The sequence below is a fragment of the Niastella sp. genome (assembly GCF_045805085.1).
In the GTDB taxonomy this organism is placed as follows: domain Bacteria; phylum Bacteroidota; class Bacteroidia; order Chitinophagales; family Chitinophagaceae; genus Niastella.
On the sequence record NZ_JBJMLX010000251.1, the window covers coordinates 1 to 19,064 of the forward strand.

General features: G+C 42.3%; 19 protein-coding genes. 16 read left to right on the forward strand and 3 right to left on the reverse strand.

Features of this window, described 5'->3' with window-relative positions; all coding sequences use genetic code 11:
- Positions 1–243: 243 nt before the first annotated feature.
- The 3 genes from ACJ751_RS12965 to ACJ751_RS12975 all read right to left on the reverse strand — a co-directional run bounded on the left by ACJ751_RS12965 (position 244) and on the right by ACJ751_RS12975 (position 2,113).
- Positions 244–660 (reverse strand): hypothetical protein, encoded by a 417-nt coding sequence (locus ACJ751_RS12965; protein ID WP_407745920.1) that lies wholly within the window; start codon positions 658–660, stop codon positions 244–246.
- A gap of 306 nt (positions 661–966) precedes the next feature.
- Positions 967–1,722 carry a hypothetical protein gene (locus ACJ751_RS12970; RefSeq protein ID WP_407745921.1) on the reverse strand — a complete coding sequence of 252 codons (756 nt, stop codon included), beginning with the start codon at positions 1,720–1,722 and terminating at the stop codon, positions 967–969.
- A gap of 238 nt (positions 1,723–1,960) precedes the next feature.
- The gene (locus ACJ751_RS12975; RefSeq protein WP_407745922.1) at positions 1,961–2,113 is read right to left on the reverse strand and encodes a hypothetical protein; all 153 of its coding nucleotides are present in this window, start codon (positions 2,111–2,113) and stop codon (positions 1,961–1,963) included.
- A 258-nt stretch (positions 2,114–2,371) separates the two neighbouring features.
- Here ACJ751_RS12975 and ACJ751_RS12980 point away from each other — a divergent pair, with 258 nt between their 5' ends.
- From ACJ751_RS12980 to ACJ751_RS13055, 16 genes are all read left to right on the forward strand, one after another.
- Complete coding sequence (locus ACJ751_RS12980; protein ID WP_407745923.1) at positions 2,372–2,914, forward strand: hypothetical protein; 543 nt, start codon at positions 2,372–2,374, stop codon at positions 2,912–2,914.
- 23 nt (positions 2,915–2,937) lie between these two features.
- Positions 2,938–3,567 (forward strand): hypothetical protein, encoded by a 630-nt coding sequence (locus ACJ751_RS12985; RefSeq protein ID WP_407745924.1) that lies wholly within the window; start codon positions 2,938–2,940, stop codon positions 3,565–3,567.
- Between the two features lie 36 nt (positions 3,568–3,603).
- Complete coding sequence (locus ACJ751_RS12990) at positions 3,604–4,140, forward strand: hypothetical protein (protein WP_407745925.1); 537 nt, start codon at positions 3,604–3,606, stop codon at positions 4,138–4,140.
- A gap of 96 nt (positions 4,141–4,236) precedes the next feature.
- Positions 4,237–5,115: a helix-turn-helix domain-containing protein gene (locus ACJ751_RS12995; protein WP_407745926.1), complete on the forward strand. Its 879-nt coding sequence runs from the start codon at positions 4,237–4,239 to the stop codon at positions 5,113–5,115.
- Between the two features lie 78 nt (positions 5,116–5,193).
- Positions 5,194–5,595 (forward strand): cupin domain-containing protein, encoded by a 402-nt coding sequence (locus ACJ751_RS13000; protein WP_407745927.1) that lies wholly within the window; start codon positions 5,194–5,196, stop codon positions 5,593–5,595.
- Positions 5,596–6,035: 440 nt separating this feature from the next.
- Positions 6,036–7,223 carry a hypothetical protein gene (locus ACJ751_RS13005; RefSeq protein ID WP_407745928.1) on the forward strand — a complete coding sequence of 396 codons (1,188 nt, stop codon included), beginning with the start codon at positions 6,036–6,038 and terminating at the stop codon, positions 7,221–7,223.
- A 485-nt stretch (positions 7,224–7,708) separates the two neighbouring features.
- Positions 7,709–8,257 carry a UpxY family transcription antiterminator gene (locus tag ACJ751_RS13010; protein ID WP_407745929.1) on the forward strand — a complete coding sequence of 183 codons (549 nt, stop codon included), beginning with the start codon at positions 7,709–7,711 and terminating at the stop codon, positions 8,255–8,257.
- Between the two features lie 26 nt (positions 8,258–8,283).
- Entirely contained in the window at positions 8,284–9,384 is a 1,101-nt protein-coding gene (gmd, locus tag ACJ751_RS13015; RefSeq protein ID WP_407745930.1) for a GDP-mannose 4,6-dehydratase, read from the forward strand.
- Between the two features lie 38 nt (positions 9,385–9,422).
- A complete protein-coding gene (locus ACJ751_RS13020) occupies positions 9,423–10,805 on the forward strand; it encodes an undecaprenyl-phosphate glucose phosphotransferase (RefSeq protein ID WP_407745931.1) in 1,383 nt (460 codons plus the stop codon).
- Complete coding sequence (locus ACJ751_RS13025) at positions 10,795–12,048, forward strand: WcaI family glycosyltransferase (RefSeq protein ID WP_407745932.1); 1,254 nt, start codon at positions 10,795–10,797, stop codon at positions 12,046–12,048. Before ACJ751_RS13020 ends, ACJ751_RS13025 begins: the two co-directional genes overlap by 11 nt.
- A 16-nt stretch (positions 12,049–12,064) precedes the next feature.
- Positions 12,065–14,464, forward strand: a complete 2,400-nt coding sequence (locus tag ACJ751_RS13030) for a GumC family protein (protein ID WP_407745933.1) — start codon at positions 12,065–12,067, stop codon at positions 14,462–14,464.
- Positions 14,461–15,762 carry a lipopolysaccharide biosynthesis protein gene (locus tag ACJ751_RS13035; protein ID WP_407745934.1) on the forward strand — a complete coding sequence of 434 codons (1,302 nt, stop codon included), beginning with the start codon at positions 14,461–14,463 and terminating at the stop codon, positions 15,760–15,762. Before ACJ751_RS13030 ends, ACJ751_RS13035 begins: the two co-directional genes overlap by 4 nt.
- Positions 15,763–15,767: 5 nt before the next feature.
- On the forward strand, positions 15,768–16,577 hold the full coding sequence (locus ACJ751_RS13040; protein ID WP_407745935.1) for a hypothetical protein: 810 nt from the start codon (positions 15,768–15,770) through the stop codon (positions 16,575–16,577).
- A 64-nt stretch (positions 16,578–16,641) separates the two neighbouring features.
- Positions 16,642–17,733: an NAD-dependent epimerase/dehydratase family protein gene (locus ACJ751_RS13045; RefSeq protein WP_407745936.1), complete on the forward strand. Its 1,092-nt coding sequence runs from the start codon at positions 16,642–16,644 to the stop codon at positions 17,731–17,733.
- 1 nt (position 17,734) lies between these two features.
- Positions 17,735–18,904, forward strand: coding sequence for a glycosyltransferase family 4 protein (locus tag ACJ751_RS13050; protein ID WP_407745937.1), 1,170 nt, complete (start codon positions 17,735–17,737; stop codon positions 18,902–18,904).
- Positions 18,867–19,064: hypothetical protein (locus tag ACJ751_RS13055; protein WP_407745938.1), on the forward strand; the 198-nt coding region annotated here is incomplete at its 3' end. The genes ACJ751_RS13050 and ACJ751_RS13055, both read left to right, overlap by 38 nt.

Below are 19,064 nucleotides of genomic sequence, written 5' to 3' on the forward strand. Positions count from 1 at the left end.
GAAGCATTTTTCCTTATCAATGAGGTTCGTGAATCGCTTGCCTTATCGGTAAGCGGCCCTATCACCTACACCGACCTACAGGACTATACACAACTTGACCTGCAAACGATACTGGATTTTATTATGGAAAGTTAAGAAAGAAACCCTCCGGCTAAACCGGAGGGTTCTTTTGCTACCCTTGAGCAATAACCATCATTAACCACTATTAACCATCAACTATGACCAACAAAGAATTTTCAATTATTATGTTTTGAATAACCCCACGAACTCCGATTCTATAGTAATAAATACTTTTTCTCCTTTCGCGATAGCAGCTGTGATAGCCCCGATATTTTCTATTGCTTTTTCTGTCATCTCTTGTCCCCTTCCCCATGACAAGTACAGGGGCATATCATCATCATACGATACCGTTTCCGTTTTAATTGAATCACCAAATTTCATCAGCACCGGTTTTCGAATGCTGTCACTTGTGATCTGAAGGTCCCAGTCTTCCCTGCCTTCACCTGGTTTTCGCAATGAATACCTGCCATCGGGCAAACCGTCAACAGGTGTTCCTGCCTGGTTATTCATACCTATATACATACAAAGCATTTTACCGTTTTTGTACAATTGCGCCATTGTGCTATTGGGGAACAAGGCCCGTATTAATTTCAGTTCCATAAAAAAATATTGAAGGATTTTTAAAGAGGTCCTGCCCGGCAGGTAGCAGGCAGGACCGGTTTTCAATTCCCGGGAGCTTATCGGTTAGTTTTTTTAAACCGGTGAATTATCCATTTCAGGGTTATTGATACCGTAAAGCTTACCGCGGCGCCTACGGCCGACAGTAATATGGTTTTTAGTATCTCACCGGAATTGATATTCACCAATAAAATAATAACTATCCCGCCGGCTGTCCCGGCCTTTGAGGCTGGAGTTATCAATGAATCATTCATGCTGCCTCTTTTAAATTTTCAGCAATTGAGCTCACTATACACCGCTTACCTGTACCATCGCAAGGGCGTTATAAGCGCCATTCTTTATTGGGAACAGCTCACCGAGATCTTCCACCCAAAAAGTAACTCCCAATGCCAGGAACAAAGGATGCTTGCTGTTGGCAGGTAAATTAACCGCCAGGTCAAAAGCGTTCACAGCGGTCGCTTTCAAAGAAAAAGGCTCCGAATCCTTGAATTCTGAAACATAAGTACCATTTTCAAAATCCAGTTCCAAACCCGCAATGTGAACCTGGTAATGAGTGGCTTCAAAAGGAGCCTTCACTACTTCCTCTGTTATAAAAGAGGGTATCTTCACCAGCAAAGCGCCGGTAACGCGATCGATAGAAGCATCATATTTCACAGTAAAGGACTGAGTGATCGGTGCATTGAGATTAAACTCAAAATCCTTCAGCAATTCCGTTTCCCCGTCAATTATGTTCTTAAGCCCGCGTTTGTTGGTAGCATCTGCATTTATTACCGCAATCATTTTACTAAAAAGGCGATTTGACATTCTTTTGTCAGAGGCCTTTTTAAGTAATTTATTCAACGCGTTGCGTAACAGTTTACCACCGGAAGCCCCTTTTTTGAAATTGCCCATCGCTTCCCGCGTACGGGCAAACGCAGGGTCCCTTTCCAGTCGTTTCGGATCTAATCTTACTGTCTTGCGGGCCATGTAGCCATCCTTGGTGCGATAAAAGCTGATGTCATCAAGGTTTCCTTTAAGTTTTACAAAGCCATCTTGTTTAGCCATGATTAAAAAATTTAACTGGTAAAAAATAATCCGGTCTGTTTAAAAGGCACATCCCGTTTAAGCCTCCATCATGATGTTGTTTGCAATTGCGATACAATGTTAGACAGGTCTGAAAAACCCCTTGCTCATTTTGCTCGTTTTTGAGCGAAATGAGCGTTTTGCGCGTTTTGTATCGTTTTGGCGTCTTTTGCGGTGTAGTCGCTTTTAGCGCTCTTATTCTATTTGCCAAAAAGAATTATCAACTACACAACAGGAGAATACTGGTAAGAACAGCCACACCCAACGCTGGCATAGCCGTAAACGCAGGCAGGATCAGCCGTACCACTTCCGTACCATAGCCGTAGATGCAGGCAGGATCAACCGTAGATCCAGGCAGGATCAGCCGTACCATAACCGTAGATGCAGGCAGGATCAGCCGTACCACAGCCGTACCACAGCCGTAGATACTCCGTGGCTGGCAAAATCAATGAGTTATGAAAAGAGGCGAATTTGAACCGACCCCGGTACATTTTTGTACTCACATGAGCATGATCAATATTTTTAGAAATAAAGTATTGATTAGTAGAATGGCATAACTTGTATATATAAGGGTTAAGGCCGCTATTTAGCGGCTTTTGCTATTTGTAGTAATCCTTAAAATCTTACTTAAATGGAACACCTTGAACTGATTAGCTTATTGACCCCGGAAATGGAGAAACTAGGTTATATAAAAATCGATGAATACAGCTTTACGCTTCCCATGAAGGGTTTCATAATTATGTCGAATGTCGTAAGGCGCGAAAAACCGGCGCGTTTCGATATAATTTTTGCTATTGCTTTCACTCAAACAGCAGACCCTGATGCCTGGAAAAAGGATGAATGTATTGATGCAATAATTGAGTCAACATGGTATCAACTTTTATTGAATTCAGGTGAATCTGCAGCGTACCTCGACAAGCTTTTTTGCCATGATCGTTACGAAACAACAGCGACAGACATTAAGGAGAACCTTCCTGCAATAATTGACTTGTTCAAACGTAAAATAATATCCTCCTTTGAAAAATGGAATAACGCTGCATGGCTAATCGAAAACTTTGAAGAGGAAGTGTATTGGAAAAAGCTCTACTTATATAAAAAAGTAGAAAGCTGCCTCCAGTTAATCAGGCAGCAGATAGGCCTGCAAATTCTCTCAGGTATAACAATTCAAGAATAATTGATCGTTAAATTATTAATTCCATGGAGCAAAAATTTAAAATAAACGACTTTAGAAACCTGTATCGCATCCTTTATCTTTTGGAACAGGAAAAAGAAAGGATCCTGGGTGCCGATTATACATTTAGTTCATTGTATTTTTTTATCAAAGGGTTTACAGCATCTGCATACCCCGATCAATTGGAAATCCAAAATTCGCCCAATTTTGAATATTTCGACAATTGGCTAAAAGGTCATCTGAGTGGAGACGTTGATACCTCTCTCAACTGGGCTGCACTCATACAGAAAAGAAATGCAGACAATGACGAAAAAGCATTTGAAGAATTCTTTCATTCTCTTCAAATATTTAAAACGTCAAAATTTACCATAAAGACACTAATTGTCGATCCTGCCTCCATATCGTATAGTATTAACAGGTGGGTAGAAAAGTATGGACCTTTAGATCCCGATGGGCTCATATTTGAGGAATTGCACAAAATTCGCAGGACACAACTATCCAATTCAACCAGCATCTGGATCGATTTTCTGGATGAATGCAATAGGGTGATCGATGGTGAGTGGTATTTGAACGAGCAGAAAGCTAATGAGGCATTATCAGAAGAATTCGGACATTTAGCAAATGGTTGGTTCGATGAAAATATATCGAATAACTAAGCTAACTTTTATTCATACCATTTAAATCTTATAACAATGGATTTCGAAAAATTATTACAACCGCTGGAAAAATCATTCATCCAATTAGGTTATAAAAAAATATCTGTCAACAATTGGGTTTGCCAAACCCAGGAATTAATTATTGTATTAACTGTTAATAAAGCAGATACTGCAGAGAAGATGTTCGCCATAGGAATGGGTATAATATTTAAACAAATAGGCGTAGGTATTGAGCTAAAGAAGATCAGCTTTGATTATCATTCGCATATTGTACAAACGTTGTTTGGCATTTTATCTTCTATGGGGGAATCGGAAGAATATCTTGATAAACTATTTTCTTATGATCTCAATGACAATTCCGGAATGGAAGTAAAAAACATTTCGATCATTATGGATTTATACAAAAAGAAGATAATGCCATACATTAAAGAATTGGATGAACGTGCCTCAATTGTATCAAACTTTGATAAAAAATCGTCGTGGAAGCCATTTCTGGAATATTTCGTTCCCAATCAATTTAATGGACCTTTTATGAATAGATTTTTCTTCCTCTTAACTAATAAGGTTTTGTAGTAAATAACCACATTCTTATAAATCCGAAGCTTTTATCTCTATATTTAAATATAGTTATATTCCATTGCTTTTATTTGATTTTCTTATCTTAGGGTAATGGAAAAGAAAAAGGAGCGCTCTGTTTCGGAGTTCAATAATGAACTTAAGTTAAAGGGGTTTAATGTTTTCCAAATTGAAGCGGATAGCAATGCAACCCGTATTTATAGCAGAAAGGATTTTTATAAAATTTGCCTGACAACAGGCAAAAGTATCGTTCATTATGCCGACCGAAGTTTTGAGACAGCCGGTACCGTTCTGTTCTTTGGCAATCCGCATATCCCCTACTCCTGGGAAACGCTGTCAACAAGCTATGTAGGCTACACCTGCCTGTTCTCAGAAGCGTTTTTAAAGCTGTCTGACCGCTCGGAAAGCCTGCAACAATCTCCTTTCTTTAAAATAGGTGGCACCCCCATCTTAAACATCTCGGAAACGCAACGGGAGTTTTTGAATACCATCTTCCGGAAAATGATCGATGAGCAAAAGACCGATTATACCTATAAAGATGACCTCATTCGCAATTACATCAATCTGATTATTCATGAAGCCTTGAAATTGCAGCCATCTGAAAATTTTTCCTCTCAAAAAAATGCTGCATCCCGTATTACCTCCGTATTCCTGGAAACCATGGAAAGGCAATTCCCTATTGAAAGCAGCGACTCCCCCCTTCAATTAAAAACGGCTCAGGACTATGCAAAACAGTTAGGCATTCATATTAACCACCTCAACCGCTCTGTTAAAGAAGTAACAGGCAAATCAACAACCACCCACATATCAGGAAGAATTATAACCGAAGCAAGGGCCCTGCTCCAACACACCAACTGGACAATTGCCGAGATTGCTTATGCGCTTGGCTTTGAATATCCTACCTACTTCAATAACTTTTTTAAGCGGCTGACCGGGACGAACCCCACTACATTACGAACACAAGCTGTTTGAAATTCTTAATGAACGCTTTGAATATCTTTACTCAAAAGGGGTAATTATAAGAATACCTTTGCCCAAAAAAGAAAGAATATGGTAATAACCAGAATAGGTTCAAAGTCTTCTGTTAAAGGGCCCGATGACTGGTTCACAGGAGCAGTACGGATAGATCCGCTGTTTGACCCTAACGATGCTAGACGTAGCGCTGCGGCCCACGTTACTTTCGAACCTGGTGCAAGAACTGCCTGGCACACGCATCCACTTGGACAAACTTTACTCATTACAGCTGGTTGTGGCTGGGTGCAAAAAGAGGGAGGCCCCATTGAGGAAGTGCATCCTGGTGATGTTGTTTGGTTTGAGGCAAATGAAAAGCATTGGCATGGTGCTACAGCCACCAATGGCATGACACACGTTGCGATCCAGGAAAATCTTAATGGCAAAGTAGTTGACTGGATGGAAAAAGTAACCGATGAACAGTATCATGCTGCGCAATGATCACGGCTAACGGCATCATATAAACATTTGTTTTACTATATCAAAATAGTGAAGTTTATAGCACAATCACAAGTATTTCAGTGAATTAATTTGGAAATTGACCAATTTCTTCTTTCTGAACAAAATTGAACATCTTGAATTCTTGTTTTTTTATTTATATTAGACAATAATCTATTTATCTTTTTTGATCAACCACTCACTTTGTTTTACTGATACCTACCCTGGCACCCACTTACTTCTGAATATCCATATATGCCTGTCCAATTTTCCTGGGAAAATCTATTAGCAGATACCCGAATTCAATCTGCTTTTGGATGTCAATGTATGTAGCCAGGGCGACAATGCTGCATGTCTGTGAAAAGGATCTTTCTTTCCGATTGCTTGTAACTATGGAAAAGATTGAGACACTCGAATGTTAACCCACTGAACCATTGTTAACTATGCGTAGAGTTGAATTCGACACAGAACAAAAGGCTGCCATTATGGGTGAACTGGAAAGAGTATTTGGACGATGTATTACTTCTTCCAGGGACTGTAATGATCTGAGCGATGACATCTTTCGCAAAACCCAGAAGCAAATAAATCCCAATACGCTCAGACGTATATTCGGCCTTGTTAAAGCCGAATATCCTCCTTCACAGGCCACACTTGACATTTTATCAAAATACTGTGGCTTTTATACCGTAGAGGAATTATATACCACCAGGCAAAATGTCGACAATGATGACATTGTATACCTGGACCAATTATTAAACTACATTGTCACGTTGTTTATACAAACGCCCGTTAAAGACCTTTCTGATAAGACTTTTCTAACGCTGGCAAAACATACTATTTCTTTACTCAACAATAATGATCTGCTGGCCGGTAAATTCATGAATGTAATATCCAAAACAAAGACCGGGCAGGACCTTTATTTCGAGAATTTTGTAAATGTTGACAAACTTAATTCTTATTACGGTAATGGTTTACGCTATTACCTGCATGCCAAGGGAACAGAAGAAGCCAGCCTGTTCGCCCATGCGCTGATCACCCTGAAATATTGGCTAAATAACAATCAGGAAAAAATATTGCATCAAAGTGATTATTTAATTGGCCGTACCATTAGTGCTACCAGCACGGCACCTTATATAATGACCCGGTATTTTGCAGCCCTGTTGTTTTATGCAGAAGCGGCTTCCATGAGTGCAGATGAAATTTTAATTGATATATATAAATACTATTCATCAACCGCACTCAATGACAATAAAGAACAATTGATTTACTTTGAGTACGTCATTTCCGAAGCCCTCATCTTAACCGGTCATAGCCAGGATGCATTGTATTACCTGCGCAATTACCGGAGTAGTTTTAATAAATCAGATTACAATAACTTTATCATCAGCCTCGACAACTTAAAATTACTCGAAGCACTAGCGCACTACCTAACGGGTAAATATAAAACCGCTGAAAGGATATTCGACGAAGTAATTACTTCAGATTTCCACTTCCTAAATAAACATGTTGCAAGTATTCTTTACCTGCAATTGATGAACAAACTGAAAAGAAAGAATGATAAGACTATGGAAACGAAAACAAAGCTTATACAACAAACCGGTTTTAAACGACTGAATAACTTTCTTGACTAATGAACAAAAAAGAACAGGTTTCCTCAGGTTGCATGAAGTATCTTACATTTAATAACAGATACAGTAGTTAAACTAAAGTTAACCAGATATCCCGATTGCCACTTCCCACTTGCCTCCTATCCATTTCCTGCTGAAATTCCCCACCGATTGCTTAAATACAGCATTAAATCAATTGTAACCTGATTGTAGCGTTCGCGGTAGCCATATTTCGTCAATATGGTTTTCACCTTCATCATCGATGCCGCGGAATATCCGCCCCCTAGGCAAAAAAATCCATCCTGCATACCCAGGTATTTTCAGCTTAAAGCACTTAACACCAGCGCTTCGTCTGGTTATTGTTTTTCTCCTCGTTGAAAAGGAGCCAATCACTTTTTTTCACGCAGTTACCAATGTGACTGTTATGGGCGAAGCCTTTGCCGGAATAAAGGCAGGTTTGTTCTTCCTGCTATCTGTATCAAGTAACTTCTAACTAAATTTTTTGCGGTATGATCACAACAAAGAAATGGTATGCTGTTTATACGCGGCCGAAATGGGAAAAGAAGGTATCACAAATATTAACGGCAAGAAAAATTGAAACTTACTGCCCGTTGAACAAAGTACAAAAACAATGGTCAGACAGAAAGAAGTTAATGGAAGAACCATTGTTCACTTCATATGTATTTGTAAATACTTCTCCTAACGAACATCATCAGATCCAACAAGCCGAAGGTATCATCAACTTTGTATACTGGCTGGGCAGCCCCGCAGTGATCAAAGATGAAGAGATTGAAACCATCCGGAAATTCCTGGGGGAATACAAAAATGTAAAACTGGAAAAAGCAGCAGTCAATCTTAATGACAGAGTCCTTATAACGGGTGGGCTTTTAGGCGGTCAGGAAGGGGATGTGATAGAAATAAATAACAGCTCCGTAAAGGTCTATCTTCCTTCACTTGGCTACCGGCTGCTGGCTGAGATCGAAAAGACCAACATTACCGTTCTCAAAAAAATCAACGTCAGTGAATACAGGGCGGCCTATAGAAACCCTGTAGCCTGAACGCTAAACACCGAAAAAATCATTTGATGAAAACTGCATTAATCACTGGCATTACCGGACAGGACGGCGCATACCTGGCAGAATTACTCCTGAAGAAAGGCTACCTGGTACATGGCGTCAAGCGGCGCTCATCACTTATAAATACTGACCGGATCAATCATTTATATGTAGATCCACATGAGAACAAGGCCTGCCTTAAATTGCATTACGGCGATATGTCGGACAGTACGAACCTCATTCGCATTGTACAGGAAACCCAACCTGATGAAATCTACAACCTGGGCGCCATGAGCCATGTTAAAGTAAGCTTCGATACCCCGGAGTATACTGCCAGCACCGATGGGATAGGTACTTTGCGTTTACTGGAGGCCATTCGCATCCTTGGAATGGAAAAGAAGACACGCATTTACCAGGCTTCAAGTTCAGAATTGTATGGCAAGGTGCAGGAGATCCCGCAAAGCGAAACAACACCTTTTTATCCCAGAAGCCCTTACGCGGTGGCTAAATTATATGCTTACTGGATCACTGTTAATTACCGGGAAGCATATGGCCTGTTTGCCTGCAACGGGATCCTGTTCAATCATGAAAGTCCATTACGTGGGGAAACATTCGTAACCAGGAAAATAACAAGAGGTGTTGCAGCTATTGTGCTCGGCATGCAGAAATGCCTCTACCTCGGCAACCTCGATGCACAAAGGGATTGGGGCCATGCAAAAGACTATGTGGACGCTATGTGGAGAATACTGCAACAGGACGAACCTGAAGATTATGTAATAGCTACCGGTATCACTACCCCTGTACGCGAATTTGTACGCATGGCTTTCCGGGAAGCAGGTATAACAATAACATTTACAGGCAAGGGCATTCATGAAAAAGGAATTGTTGTGAATTGCCAGCATGAAGAATTCGACATCCCAATAGGACAGGTGGTGGTAGCTGTTGACCCTTCTTATTTCAGACCTACCGAAGTTGATATACTTATAGGCGATCCTTCAAAAGCGAAACAAAAGCTTGGCTGGGAACCCAATTACAACCTTGACATGCTGGTGAAAGAAATGATGGAAGCAGATATTGAAAAATACAGGTCCGCACCGGGAAAGTTGCTTTCGAAACAAATTGAATATTGATCTAAAAGGAGCCGGAGGATAACAGCCTGCTGTTTTTTATGTTCAGACGTTATACCAATCTGTTCAGGATCATCTTTTCTTTCATGGATCTATGCGCCCTGAACGGTGTGCAATTACTGATCTTTTTCATTTATCCTTCACTGGCCGCAGACGGGTTTAAATACATTTTCCTTCTTATAATAATGAACCTGGCGTGGCTTGGTTGCTCTTACATTACCGCGCTGTATATTTATGACCAGCAATTGAACTTTGAAAGATTTTCAAAGAAAACAGCACAGGCATTCACCTTGTTTACACTGCTGGTATTGCTGTTTATCTTTCTGTTTAAATACGATTATTCCAGGTTATTTATTATTCTAAGTTTTTCAGGCCTGGCGTTGGCGCTCACCCTGAGCCGCGCTTTTTTTATCTGGGGAGCAGGATATTTTGTACACAGTCACCGGTTCGACCGCAATATCATCCTGCTGGGTTATAATGATGTATCCAAACAGCTGGTGTCTCACTTTATTTCTCATACTACGAATATTTCCGTGAAAGGCTATTTTGAAGATTACAAAACGGTGCAGGAACTATCGAATTTTCCCATTATCGGCCATTTACGCGATTGCCTGCATTATGCCATCTCCAATAAAGTGACGGAAATATATTGTACGATCGCTCCCGAAACAAACCCCATGATCTATGATCTGGCGCAAACCGCAGAAAAAAACTTTATCCGCTTTTTGTTTGTGCCCAATTTAAAGTTGTTTGTAAACAGAACCCTTCACTTTAATTACCTGGATGATATTCCCATTTTATCGCTGCGTCCCGAACCTTTACAGGATGTGGCAGGCCAGATAAAAAAACGGTTGTTTGATATCGTATTCAGCCTGATCATTATCATTTTGTTGCTGTCGTGGCTGGTGCCCATACTGGCCATATTTATTAAACTTGACTCAAAAGGTCCCGTCTTTTTTGTACAAATACGGTCAGGAAAAAACAACCGTCCTTTTCACTGTTATAAATTCAGAAGCCTGCATGTAAATAATGATGCCGATAACACGCAGGTTACGAAGAACGACACGCGCTTTACCCGCCTGGGCAGGTTTTTACGGAAAACGAACATCGATGAACTGCCTCAATTCTTCAATACGCTTGCCGGCAGCATGTCAGTTGTTGGCCCCCGGCCACACATGCTGAAACACACAGAAATGTATTCGGGATTGCTGAACGAATACATGGTTCGCCACTTCATAAAACCCGGCATTACCGGCTGGGCGCAGGTAAACGGTTTCAGAGGTGAAACAAAAACGGTATTACACATGCAGAAAAGGGTGGAACACGATATCTGGTATATAGAGAACTGGAGTCTGTGGCTGGATTTCAGGATCATCATTCTTACTGTTTTCAATGTTGTAAAAGGAGAAAGAAATGCATTCTAAAAGGATATTATTTATAGGGGGGAATTATTATCCCGAACCAATCGGCATAGGGAAATACAATGGCGAAATGATCGATATGCTGGCAAGAGAAGGTCATTATTGCACCGTAATAACTTCTTACCCCTATTACCCGCAATGGAAGGTACAGCAACCTTATACCCAAAAACCAATATGGTTTACAAAAGAAGTGAAATATGCAGAGGGCGACCTGGCAAGCCCCGCCATACAGGTGTACCGCTGTCCTCAGTATATCCCTGACCGCCCTACCGGCAAAGCACGCATGCTGCTCGATCTTACATTCTGCCTATCAGCCTTCTTTTTATTGGCGGCGTGCCTGCTATTCAAAAAAAAATATGACCTGGTGATCGTTGTAGCGCCGTGTTTTCAATTAGGATTACTGGGTATTCTATATAAAAAGTTAAAGGGCGCAAAATTCCTGTACCACATCCAGGACCTGCAAATAGACTGCGCAAGAGACCTTAATATGATCAAATCACGCAAGGTCATCTACCTGCTATTGCAAGCGGAAAAATATATTCTCAGAAATGCCGACATTATAAGCAGTATTTCGCCGGGCATGATCAAAAAAATAACCGGTAAATGCAATAAAGACGTTGTGCTGTTCCCCAACTGGGTAGACACCTCCATATATTTTCCGCTTGATGAAAGGGCCACGCTGAAGAAAGAGTTTAACTTCGCTCCTACCGATAAGATCGTATTGTATTCAGGAGCTATCGGAGAAAAACAGGGACTTGAAAACATCATCCACATTGCCAAGTCACTGGAACACTTCAATAACCTGAAATTTGTTATCTGTGGTTCGGGACCATACCGGGACGCTTTGCATACGCTGCAGAAAACACTCTCACTTAAAAATGTAGTATTCCTCCAATTGCAGCCGCCCCACAAACTGAATCACTTTCTGAATATGGCCGACATTCACCTGGTTCTGCAAAAATCCAACGCCAGCGACCTGGTAATGCCTTCCAAGCTAACCACTATTTTATCCGTTGGAGGCGTTTCCATTATTACTGCAAACAAAAATTCAAGCTTATACCAGCTTGTAGAATCCAATAAGATGGGCGTACTGGTTGAGCCCGATAACAGAAGTGAATTACTGGCCGCCATTGAACGCACATTGAATAACGACAATGCACATATCAATAAAAATGCAAGGGCATATGCTGAAAATTTCCTTTCCATTCAAAAAGTAATAGCAGGCTATGCCGAATACGCATTCTAACAACCATACAACTTATATGACAGAAAGTGTTAACAATCTGTTTGGGACCGATAAAAGCAGCAGCTTTACGCTCAAGGAACATTTTCGCCGGTATCTCGCCTACTGGCCCCTCTTTCTCCTATCACTTATTATTTGCATAGCAGTTGGGTTTATGTATATCCGCTATGCCACACCCGTGTACAGGGCCAGCACGCTTATACTCGTTAAAGGAGATCAAAACAACGGCGGCACCCGTAATACCGAAGATCTGATCCGAACGGCACTCGAAGGCGGCTCAAGGCCCAACAATCTCGACAACGAAATTCAACTGTTGACTTCCACCGGGCTCATGGAAAAAGTAACGGCAAAGAACAACTTTAACTTCTCTTATTACAAACTGGCTAAAATAAGAAAGATCGATCTGTATAAAGATGTTCCTTTTCAGTTAGCACTTTTATTTGATGCCGATAGCGCCAACCCCTCACCTGTTGACTTAACGCTTTCAAACATCAACAATACAGGCGGCACGCTTGAGTATGGAAATGATCAAAATAAAGCCGCCATTCACTTTTTCTGGGACCGGTCATTTACCATACAAGGCAAATTGTTTTCCTTATCGCACAACCAGTCCGTTAAAAATGTAACCGGCAAATACATGATCAGCTGGGCTCCTGTAAAGGAGGCTGCCCAGGCTTTTGAAGATAATTTATCAGTAGACGTTCTCGATAAAAAGACTTCCATTATAAAACTGGAAATAGTGTCTGAAAACCTTAAACGCGGGCAGGATATTCTGAATGCCGTGTGCAGGGAATTTGACCTGTCCTATCTCGAAGATAAAAACTCGATCGCTGAAAAAACCACCCGGTTCATCGACGACAGGCTGGCCATTGTATCCAACGAATTAAGTGGCGTGGAAGGAACCCTGGAAAACTACCGGGGAAACAACGAGATCGTAAATGTAACCAGCCAGTCAGCCCTGGGATTTGAAAACGAAAGCGATGTTTCAAAAAGCATAACCGAAATAATGGTGCAGCAGGGTGTGGTAAAAATGATCCAGGATTACTTTAACAGTGTCGACACAAAGGGTAAACTGGTTCCATCCAGCCTTGGCATTAACGACCCAACGCTGGCTACACTTATCGTCAATTACAATGAACTGCAGTTACAAAAGGAAAGGCTCGCACCATCAGCGGCGCCCAACAGTTTAGCACTGAAAGACCTGAATAACCAGTTAAACAGCTTAAGGGGCAGCATTCTGGAAAATCTTCAGAACATAACAAAAAACCTGCAGTTCCAAGAAAGCAAACTAACGCAAAAGAACGCGCAAAACAGGCAGTTCCTGTCAGCGCTGCCTCATAAGGAAAGAGTAATGCAGGAAATTAAAAGAAAACAAAGCATAACCGAAGGGCTCTACTTATATCTATTGCAAAAAAGGGAGGAAAATTCCATTTCCGCCAGTTTATCCAATGTATCTATTTACAGGCAGATCGACAAAGCAAAAGGGTATGGACCGGTATCACCTAATCAAAGGAACATCCAACTCTATTCAATTGCTTTCGGGCTCCTGATACCGATTGGTATCATCCGCCTGCGCGATATGTTGAATGATAAGATCATGAGGAAAAGCGATATTACATCGAGAACTCAAATTCCCATCATTGGCGAATTGTCACATATCCGGTCTTCTAAAAATCCCGGTATCGTTGTACAATCACGTAACCTCATCGCCGAGCAATTCCGGCTGTTGCGTACAAATATTTCATTTATCGGGGAAACCGGAAAAAGCCAGGTGATTCTTACCACCTCATCAGTCACCAGTGAAGGGAAATCATTTACAAGTCTCAACCTCGCGGCAGTACTGGCTGCTCCCGGCAACAAGGTGGCCCTGCTTGAATTTGATATGCGGATGCCCGCCATTTTTAAAATGATTGGCCAGGGTAACCAAACAGGGTTGTCTGAATACCTCAGCGGAGAAATAACCAGCATCAATGAAATACAGCATGTGGTGGCGGATATGACAAACCTGCATATTTATGCTGCCGGCAAAATGCCGCTTAATGTTGCAGATCTGCTGCTTAGTGAAAAACTACTCCAGTTCATTGAAACATTAAAGCAACAATATCAATACATAGTTATCGATACGGCGCCGGTTAGCCTGGTTACCGATGCGTTTATTCTTGGCAGATACGCTGATGTGGTTATATATGTAATTCGCCAGGATCACACGCTGAAAAGACAGCTGGATAATATTAATGAAATATATAAAACAGGCAGGTTTTCCAATTTATGTATAGTATTCAACGATATCAGATCAGGCGCTAAATACGGACCGGGTTATGAAAACTATAAAGCATATGATTACAACCATGGCAAAAACGGCAAACATGGTTTTAGCTTTCATAAAAAGAATGGCTACAACAAGAAACTGGCCGTATGAAAAAGATCGCACTGCAACTAAATCACCATCCCAGATATGCTAAATTATTAAAGTGGAGCAGGCTTGTTTCAATCAGTGCTATTGCCCAGACGCTTTTACAAACGATGAGTTTTATTGGTGGCGTTTTTGTGATCCGGTTGTTACCTACCCATGAATATGCCCTTTATACACTTGCCAACACCATGTTGGCAACGATGATCTTACTGGCCGACAGCGGCGTATCTACGGGCGTAATGGCGCAGGCAGCCAAAGTGTGGGATGACAATGACAAACTGGGCGCCGTGTTGGCCACAGGATTTGAACTTAGAAAAAAATTTGCCCTGGTAAGTCTGTTGATCGCCTTGCCGGCATTATTGTTTCTTTTTTTCCGCCACGGTTATTCCTGGAGTATGTCGGCCCTCATCTTTGTTTCTCTGGTACCTGCCTTTGTGGCTGGTCTTTCAGGAACGCTGCTGGAAGTTGTATTCAAACTCAGGCAGGATATAATACCCCTGCAAAAAGTACAGGTATTGAATAATCTGGGCCGCCTGGTACTGATAGCCGGTATGCTCACCATTTTTCCATGGGCTTTCATTGCCATTCTGGCTGCGGGTATTCCGCAATTATGGGCCAACCGCCGGTTAAAAGAGAGCTCCATGGCGCATGTTAACTGGCAGCAGGAGCCCGATCCGCTTGTAAGAAAAGAAATACTATTCATCGTAAAAAGAGCGCTGCCCGGAGCTGTTTATTATTGTCTGTCCGGACAGATCACCATCTGGCTGATCTCCCTGTTTGGCAACGATACAGCTATTGCACAAATGGGGGCCCTGGGCCGCCTGGCAATGGCGTTGAGTATTTTTAGCGTCTTGTTCAGCACACTGGTTTCACCAAGGTTTGCCAGGTTGCCATCGAGTAAGGAAGTCCTGCTGAAACTGTTTATAAACATCATGTCATGTTTACTACTGCTAACGATTTTAATTATTTGTTTCACCTGGTTGTTTCCTGCAGAAATGCTATGGATCCTGGGCAAAAACTATTCCGGGCTGAACAGAGAGCTGCTGCTATATGTAACCGATAGTTGTTTGGGTTTGTTATGGGGTTCAGCCTATATATTGGGAGCCACCAGGGGCTGGAACATTCACCCGGGATTTTCTATCACGGTAAGTATTTGCGCTATTGTCGCAGGCATTGTCCTGATAGATGTATCTACAGTAAAAGGCGTATTGCTGCTGAATTTGTTTGTTTCCATTATCCAGGTACTCATGTACGGCAGCTATACCCTTCTAAAAATAATAAAAATGGGCCCACAAAAACCCTGATTAATATGGAAAACCTAACCACGCAACTTAAAACAAAAATTAAAAAAATTGGCAGAACGGTCGGTTTGTATATAAGCCGCACCTCTACTGAACGCACCTTGCTGGAAGAGATCGTACTCAAATTCAAAGCCATCGATAGCGGCATTTCGCTCATTCGCCTGGGCGGCGATCACGACGGCGGGTACCTGGTGCCCGATGACCTGGAAGGGATCCAATATAGTTTCTCCCCGGGCGTGAGCAACATTGCCAATTTTGAGTTCGATTGCCTGCAAAGAGGCATCATTTCCTTTCTGGCTGATTATTCTGTTGATAAGCCCCCGCTGAATTTACCGGGTTGCCAGTTTGTAAAAAAGTTTGTAGGCGCTTACAACAATGACACAACCATAACCCTTGAAAAATGGATCAGGGAATCCTTGCCTCCCGGCCATAAAGAAGACCTGATGATGCAGATGGACATAGAAGGCGCCGAATATGAAACCCTGCTGGCTACACCGGATTCCATCTTGGAAAAATTCCGCATCCTCCTGGTTGAGTTTCACAATTTTCATCATCTCGATAATAAACCACATTACAACCTGGTAAATGCTACCATAGAAAAAATAAGAGAACGTTTTGAACCCGTGCACCTGCATGCCAATAATTATGAAAAAGTAGCAAATGTAAATGGAGTACTCATGCCCAATGTCATTGAAGTTACCTTCCTGCGCAAAGACAGGGTAAAAGAAAATAAAGGGTTACGGGCACTGCCTCATGTACTTGACCTGCCAAACAATCCTGAATGGGCCGATGTGGAACTTCCGCCGATATGGAAATAAGCAGAACGTCTTTACAGGGATCGCGCTAACGGCTGCTCATTACTAAACAATCAAATTGTACAACGTGAAAAAATTACTGGTAACCGGTTCATCCGGGTTGATAGGTTCTGAAGTATGCACTTATTTTGCCGAAAACGGCTGGATGGTCTATGGCATAGACAGCAACCAACGGGCTGTTTTTTTCGGTCCCCAGGGAGACACGCGCTGGAACCAGAAAAGACTTTCTGAAAAACTGGGCAACAATTTTCAGCACGTAGAACTGGATATCCGAGACCGTACCGGTATTATTGACTTTGTAAAAGAGACCGCGCCTGATGCAATCGTTCACACGGCCGCACAACCTTCGCACGACAGAGCAGCTGCCATTCCTTTCGACGATTTTGACACCAATGCAGTGGGTACGATCAATCTGCTTGAGGCTGCACGAAGAGCCTGCCCGGAATCTCCTTTTGTACATATGTCAACCAACAAAGTATATGGCGATAAACCAAACTCAATAGCACTGGTAGAATTGCCAACACGCTGGGATTATGCCGACCCTTTGTACTCGAATGGTATCGCAGAAGATTTCTCTATCGATCAATCAAAGCATTCCCTTTTTGGCGCATCCAAAGTAGCAGCGGATATAATGGTGCAGGAGTATGGCCGTTATTTTGGCATGCCTACCTGCTGCCTGCGCGGCGGATGCCTTACCGGGCCTAATCATGCAGGTGTTGAGTTGCACGGCTTTCTGAACTACCTGGTAAAATGCAACCTGGAAGAGAAAGAATACAAAGTATTTGGTTATAAAGGCAAACAGGTAAGGGATAATATTCATTCCTACGATGTAGCGCGCTTCATTCATGCATTTATTAATTCGCCCCGCAAAGCGGAGGTTTACAATATAGGTGGCGGACGCAATAATTCCTGTTCAATCTGGGAAGCATTTTCCATTACCGAAACATTTTCGGGCAAAGCCATGATGTATAATTATATAGAAGAAAACCGCATCGGTGATCACATTTGTTACATTTCCAATCTGAACAAAATGAAAACGCATTATCCTGAATGGGATATCAGTATTTCACTGGAAGAAACTATCTGGCAGATAGTAACGGCGCAAACGAAGAAAAGCAACCAATCCATTTATAACAACCCCGAATACATTTCCCAATAACATGAAGATCCTTTCTTATCAAAGCTTTTCCCTGTATGCAAATGGAGGTGGGAACCGGATACTAAGAAGATTGTACCAGGGACATGAAAACGATGTTGTTTCGCTTGCGATAGAAGCAGGCTACTACAAGTCCATAACGGGCGCCATCGAGGAAAAAATCATTCCTGCCAGCCCGCGCAGGCGGCCCTGGATGAAATGGCGCTCAAGGGACATCGCTACCTGGATCAGGGAAAAACCGCTCAGGCAATACACCATGAACCGCATCAGACAGGAGTTTCGTGCCATCGACTGCGATGTAGTTCATATAATGAGTTGCGGGCCCTGGTCAACAGCACTTTGCAATGAGGAGGCCCTTGCCGGCAGGGAATTGTGGATCTCTGCCCATGACCATTTTTCTACCACACAATGCCCTTTCAAAGATGCCTCACTGTTATGGAACAGGGCCGACAGAAGGCTGGTCATTTCGCCGGAACTGGGCAATGAATACCAGCATTTATTCGGCCATCTGCCTTATGAATTGGTCACCGATGGCGTTCTGGAAAACGAGATTTCCGCACCTGCCGATGCCCTGCACGAGCCCTTTATCATCTACTTTGCGGGACTGCTGCATATTGAATACATACCCTTGTTCAGGGTATTGGCCGATGCGCTGGACCTGCTTACAAAAAAAGGGATTTCTTTTAACCTTGTCTTTCGTGGTACCCAACAACTTCCTTTCCTGAAAGACCGCTCCTTTAAAACAACTTATCTTCCGGTTAGCCTGGATAATGTTGTGTTGAAAAAAGACCTGGACGCAGCGTCCATTCTTTACCTGCCGATAAAATTTGTTGATCCCGATTTTTATCGCTTCAGTTTATCAACTAAAATGGTGGGTTACCTGGGCGCACCCGGTTCTATCTTATACCATGGGCCACATGACAGCGCCGCCGGCCGGTTGTTGCGCGAAACCCGTTCAGCCATAAGTTGTAACTCATTAGAGGCAGCTGAGATGGTTACATCCATACTTTACCTGATCAATGAAAAAAACTCAATTTCCTCCAATGCAAAAGAACTTGTCCGCAATAGATTTAGCCTCGAAGGCATTCAAAAACGCTTCTGGCAGGAAGGAACCGGGCAACCCGGGAAAAAGAAGCATGAAGATATTGTCCCTCTCGGCATCGGTTTTCCTTGACCCCCACCTCGGCTCAGGCAAAACAAGGCTACACTGGACGAACGGCTTAAAAGAACTTGGTCATGAAGTAGACATCTTGCAACCTGCAGATGTTGAATGGTGGCCCGGTTTAAAAATAGGCAGGCGGTACCGCCTGGCATTGGGAACGTTTTTAAAAGCA

What these genes read in the sequence shown, in the direction of transcription:
- ACJ751_RS12965 (WP_407745920.1), bottom strand. Translation starts at nt 660, where the DNA reads ATGGAACTGAAATTAATACGGGCCTTGTTCCCCAATAGCACAATGGCG.
- ACJ751_RS12970 (WP_407745921.1), bottom strand. Translation starts at nt 1,722, where the DNA reads ATGGCTAAACAAGATGGCTTTGTAAAACTTAAAGGAAACCTTGATGAC.
- ACJ751_RS12975 (WP_407745922.1), bottom strand. Translation starts at nt 2,113, where the DNA reads ATGGTACGGCTGATCCTGCCTGGATCTACGGTTGATCCTGCCTGCATC.
- ACJ751_RS12980 (WP_407745923.1), top strand. Translation starts at nt 2,372, where the DNA reads ATGGAACACCTTGAACTGATTAGCTTATTGACCCCGGAAATGGAGAAA.
- ACJ751_RS12985 (WP_407745924.1), top strand. Translation starts at nt 2,938, where the DNA reads ATGGAGCAAAAATTTAAAATAAACGACTTTAGAAACCTGTATCGCATC.
- ACJ751_RS12990 (WP_407745925.1), top strand. Translation starts at nt 3,604, where the DNA reads ATGGATTTCGAAAAATTATTACAACCGCTGGAAAAATCATTCATCCAA.
- ACJ751_RS12995 (WP_407745926.1), top strand. Translation starts at nt 4,237, where the DNA reads ATGGAAAAGAAAAAGGAGCGCTCTGTTTCGGAGTTCAATAATGAACTT.
- ACJ751_RS13000 (WP_407745927.1), top strand. Translation starts at nt 5,194, where the DNA reads ATGGTAATAACCAGAATAGGTTCAAAGTCTTCTGTTAAAGGGCCCGAT.
- ACJ751_RS13005 (WP_407745928.1), top strand. Translation starts at nt 6,036, where the DNA reads ATGCGTAGAGTTGAATTCGACACAGAACAAAAGGCTGCCATTATGGGT.
- ACJ751_RS13010 (WP_407745929.1), top strand. Translation starts at nt 7,709, where the DNA reads ATGATCACAACAAAGAAATGGTATGCTGTTTATACGCGGCCGAAATGG.
- gmd (WP_407745930.1), top strand. Translation starts at nt 8,284, where the DNA reads ATGAAAACTGCATTAATCACTGGCATTACCGGACAGGACGGCGCATAC.
- ACJ751_RS13020 (WP_407745931.1), top strand. Translation starts at nt 9,423, where the DNA reads ATGTTCAGACGTTATACCAATCTGTTCAGGATCATCTTTTCTTTCATG.
- ACJ751_RS13025 (WP_407745932.1), top strand. Translation starts at nt 10,795, where the DNA reads ATGCATTCTAAAAGGATATTATTTATAGGGGGGAATTATTATCCCGAA.
- ACJ751_RS13030 (WP_407745933.1), top strand. Translation starts at nt 12,065, where the DNA reads ATGACAGAAAGTGTTAACAATCTGTTTGGGACCGATAAAAGCAGCAGC.
- ACJ751_RS13035 (WP_407745934.1), top strand. Translation starts at nt 14,461, where the DNA reads ATGAAAAAGATCGCACTGCAACTAAATCACCATCCCAGATATGCTAAA.
- ACJ751_RS13040 (WP_407745935.1), top strand. Translation starts at nt 15,768, where the DNA reads ATGGAAAACCTAACCACGCAACTTAAAACAAAAATTAAAAAAATTGGC.
- ACJ751_RS13050 (WP_407745937.1), top strand. Translation starts at nt 17,735, where the DNA reads ATGAAGATCCTTTCTTATCAAAGCTTTTCCCTGTATGCAAATGGAGGT.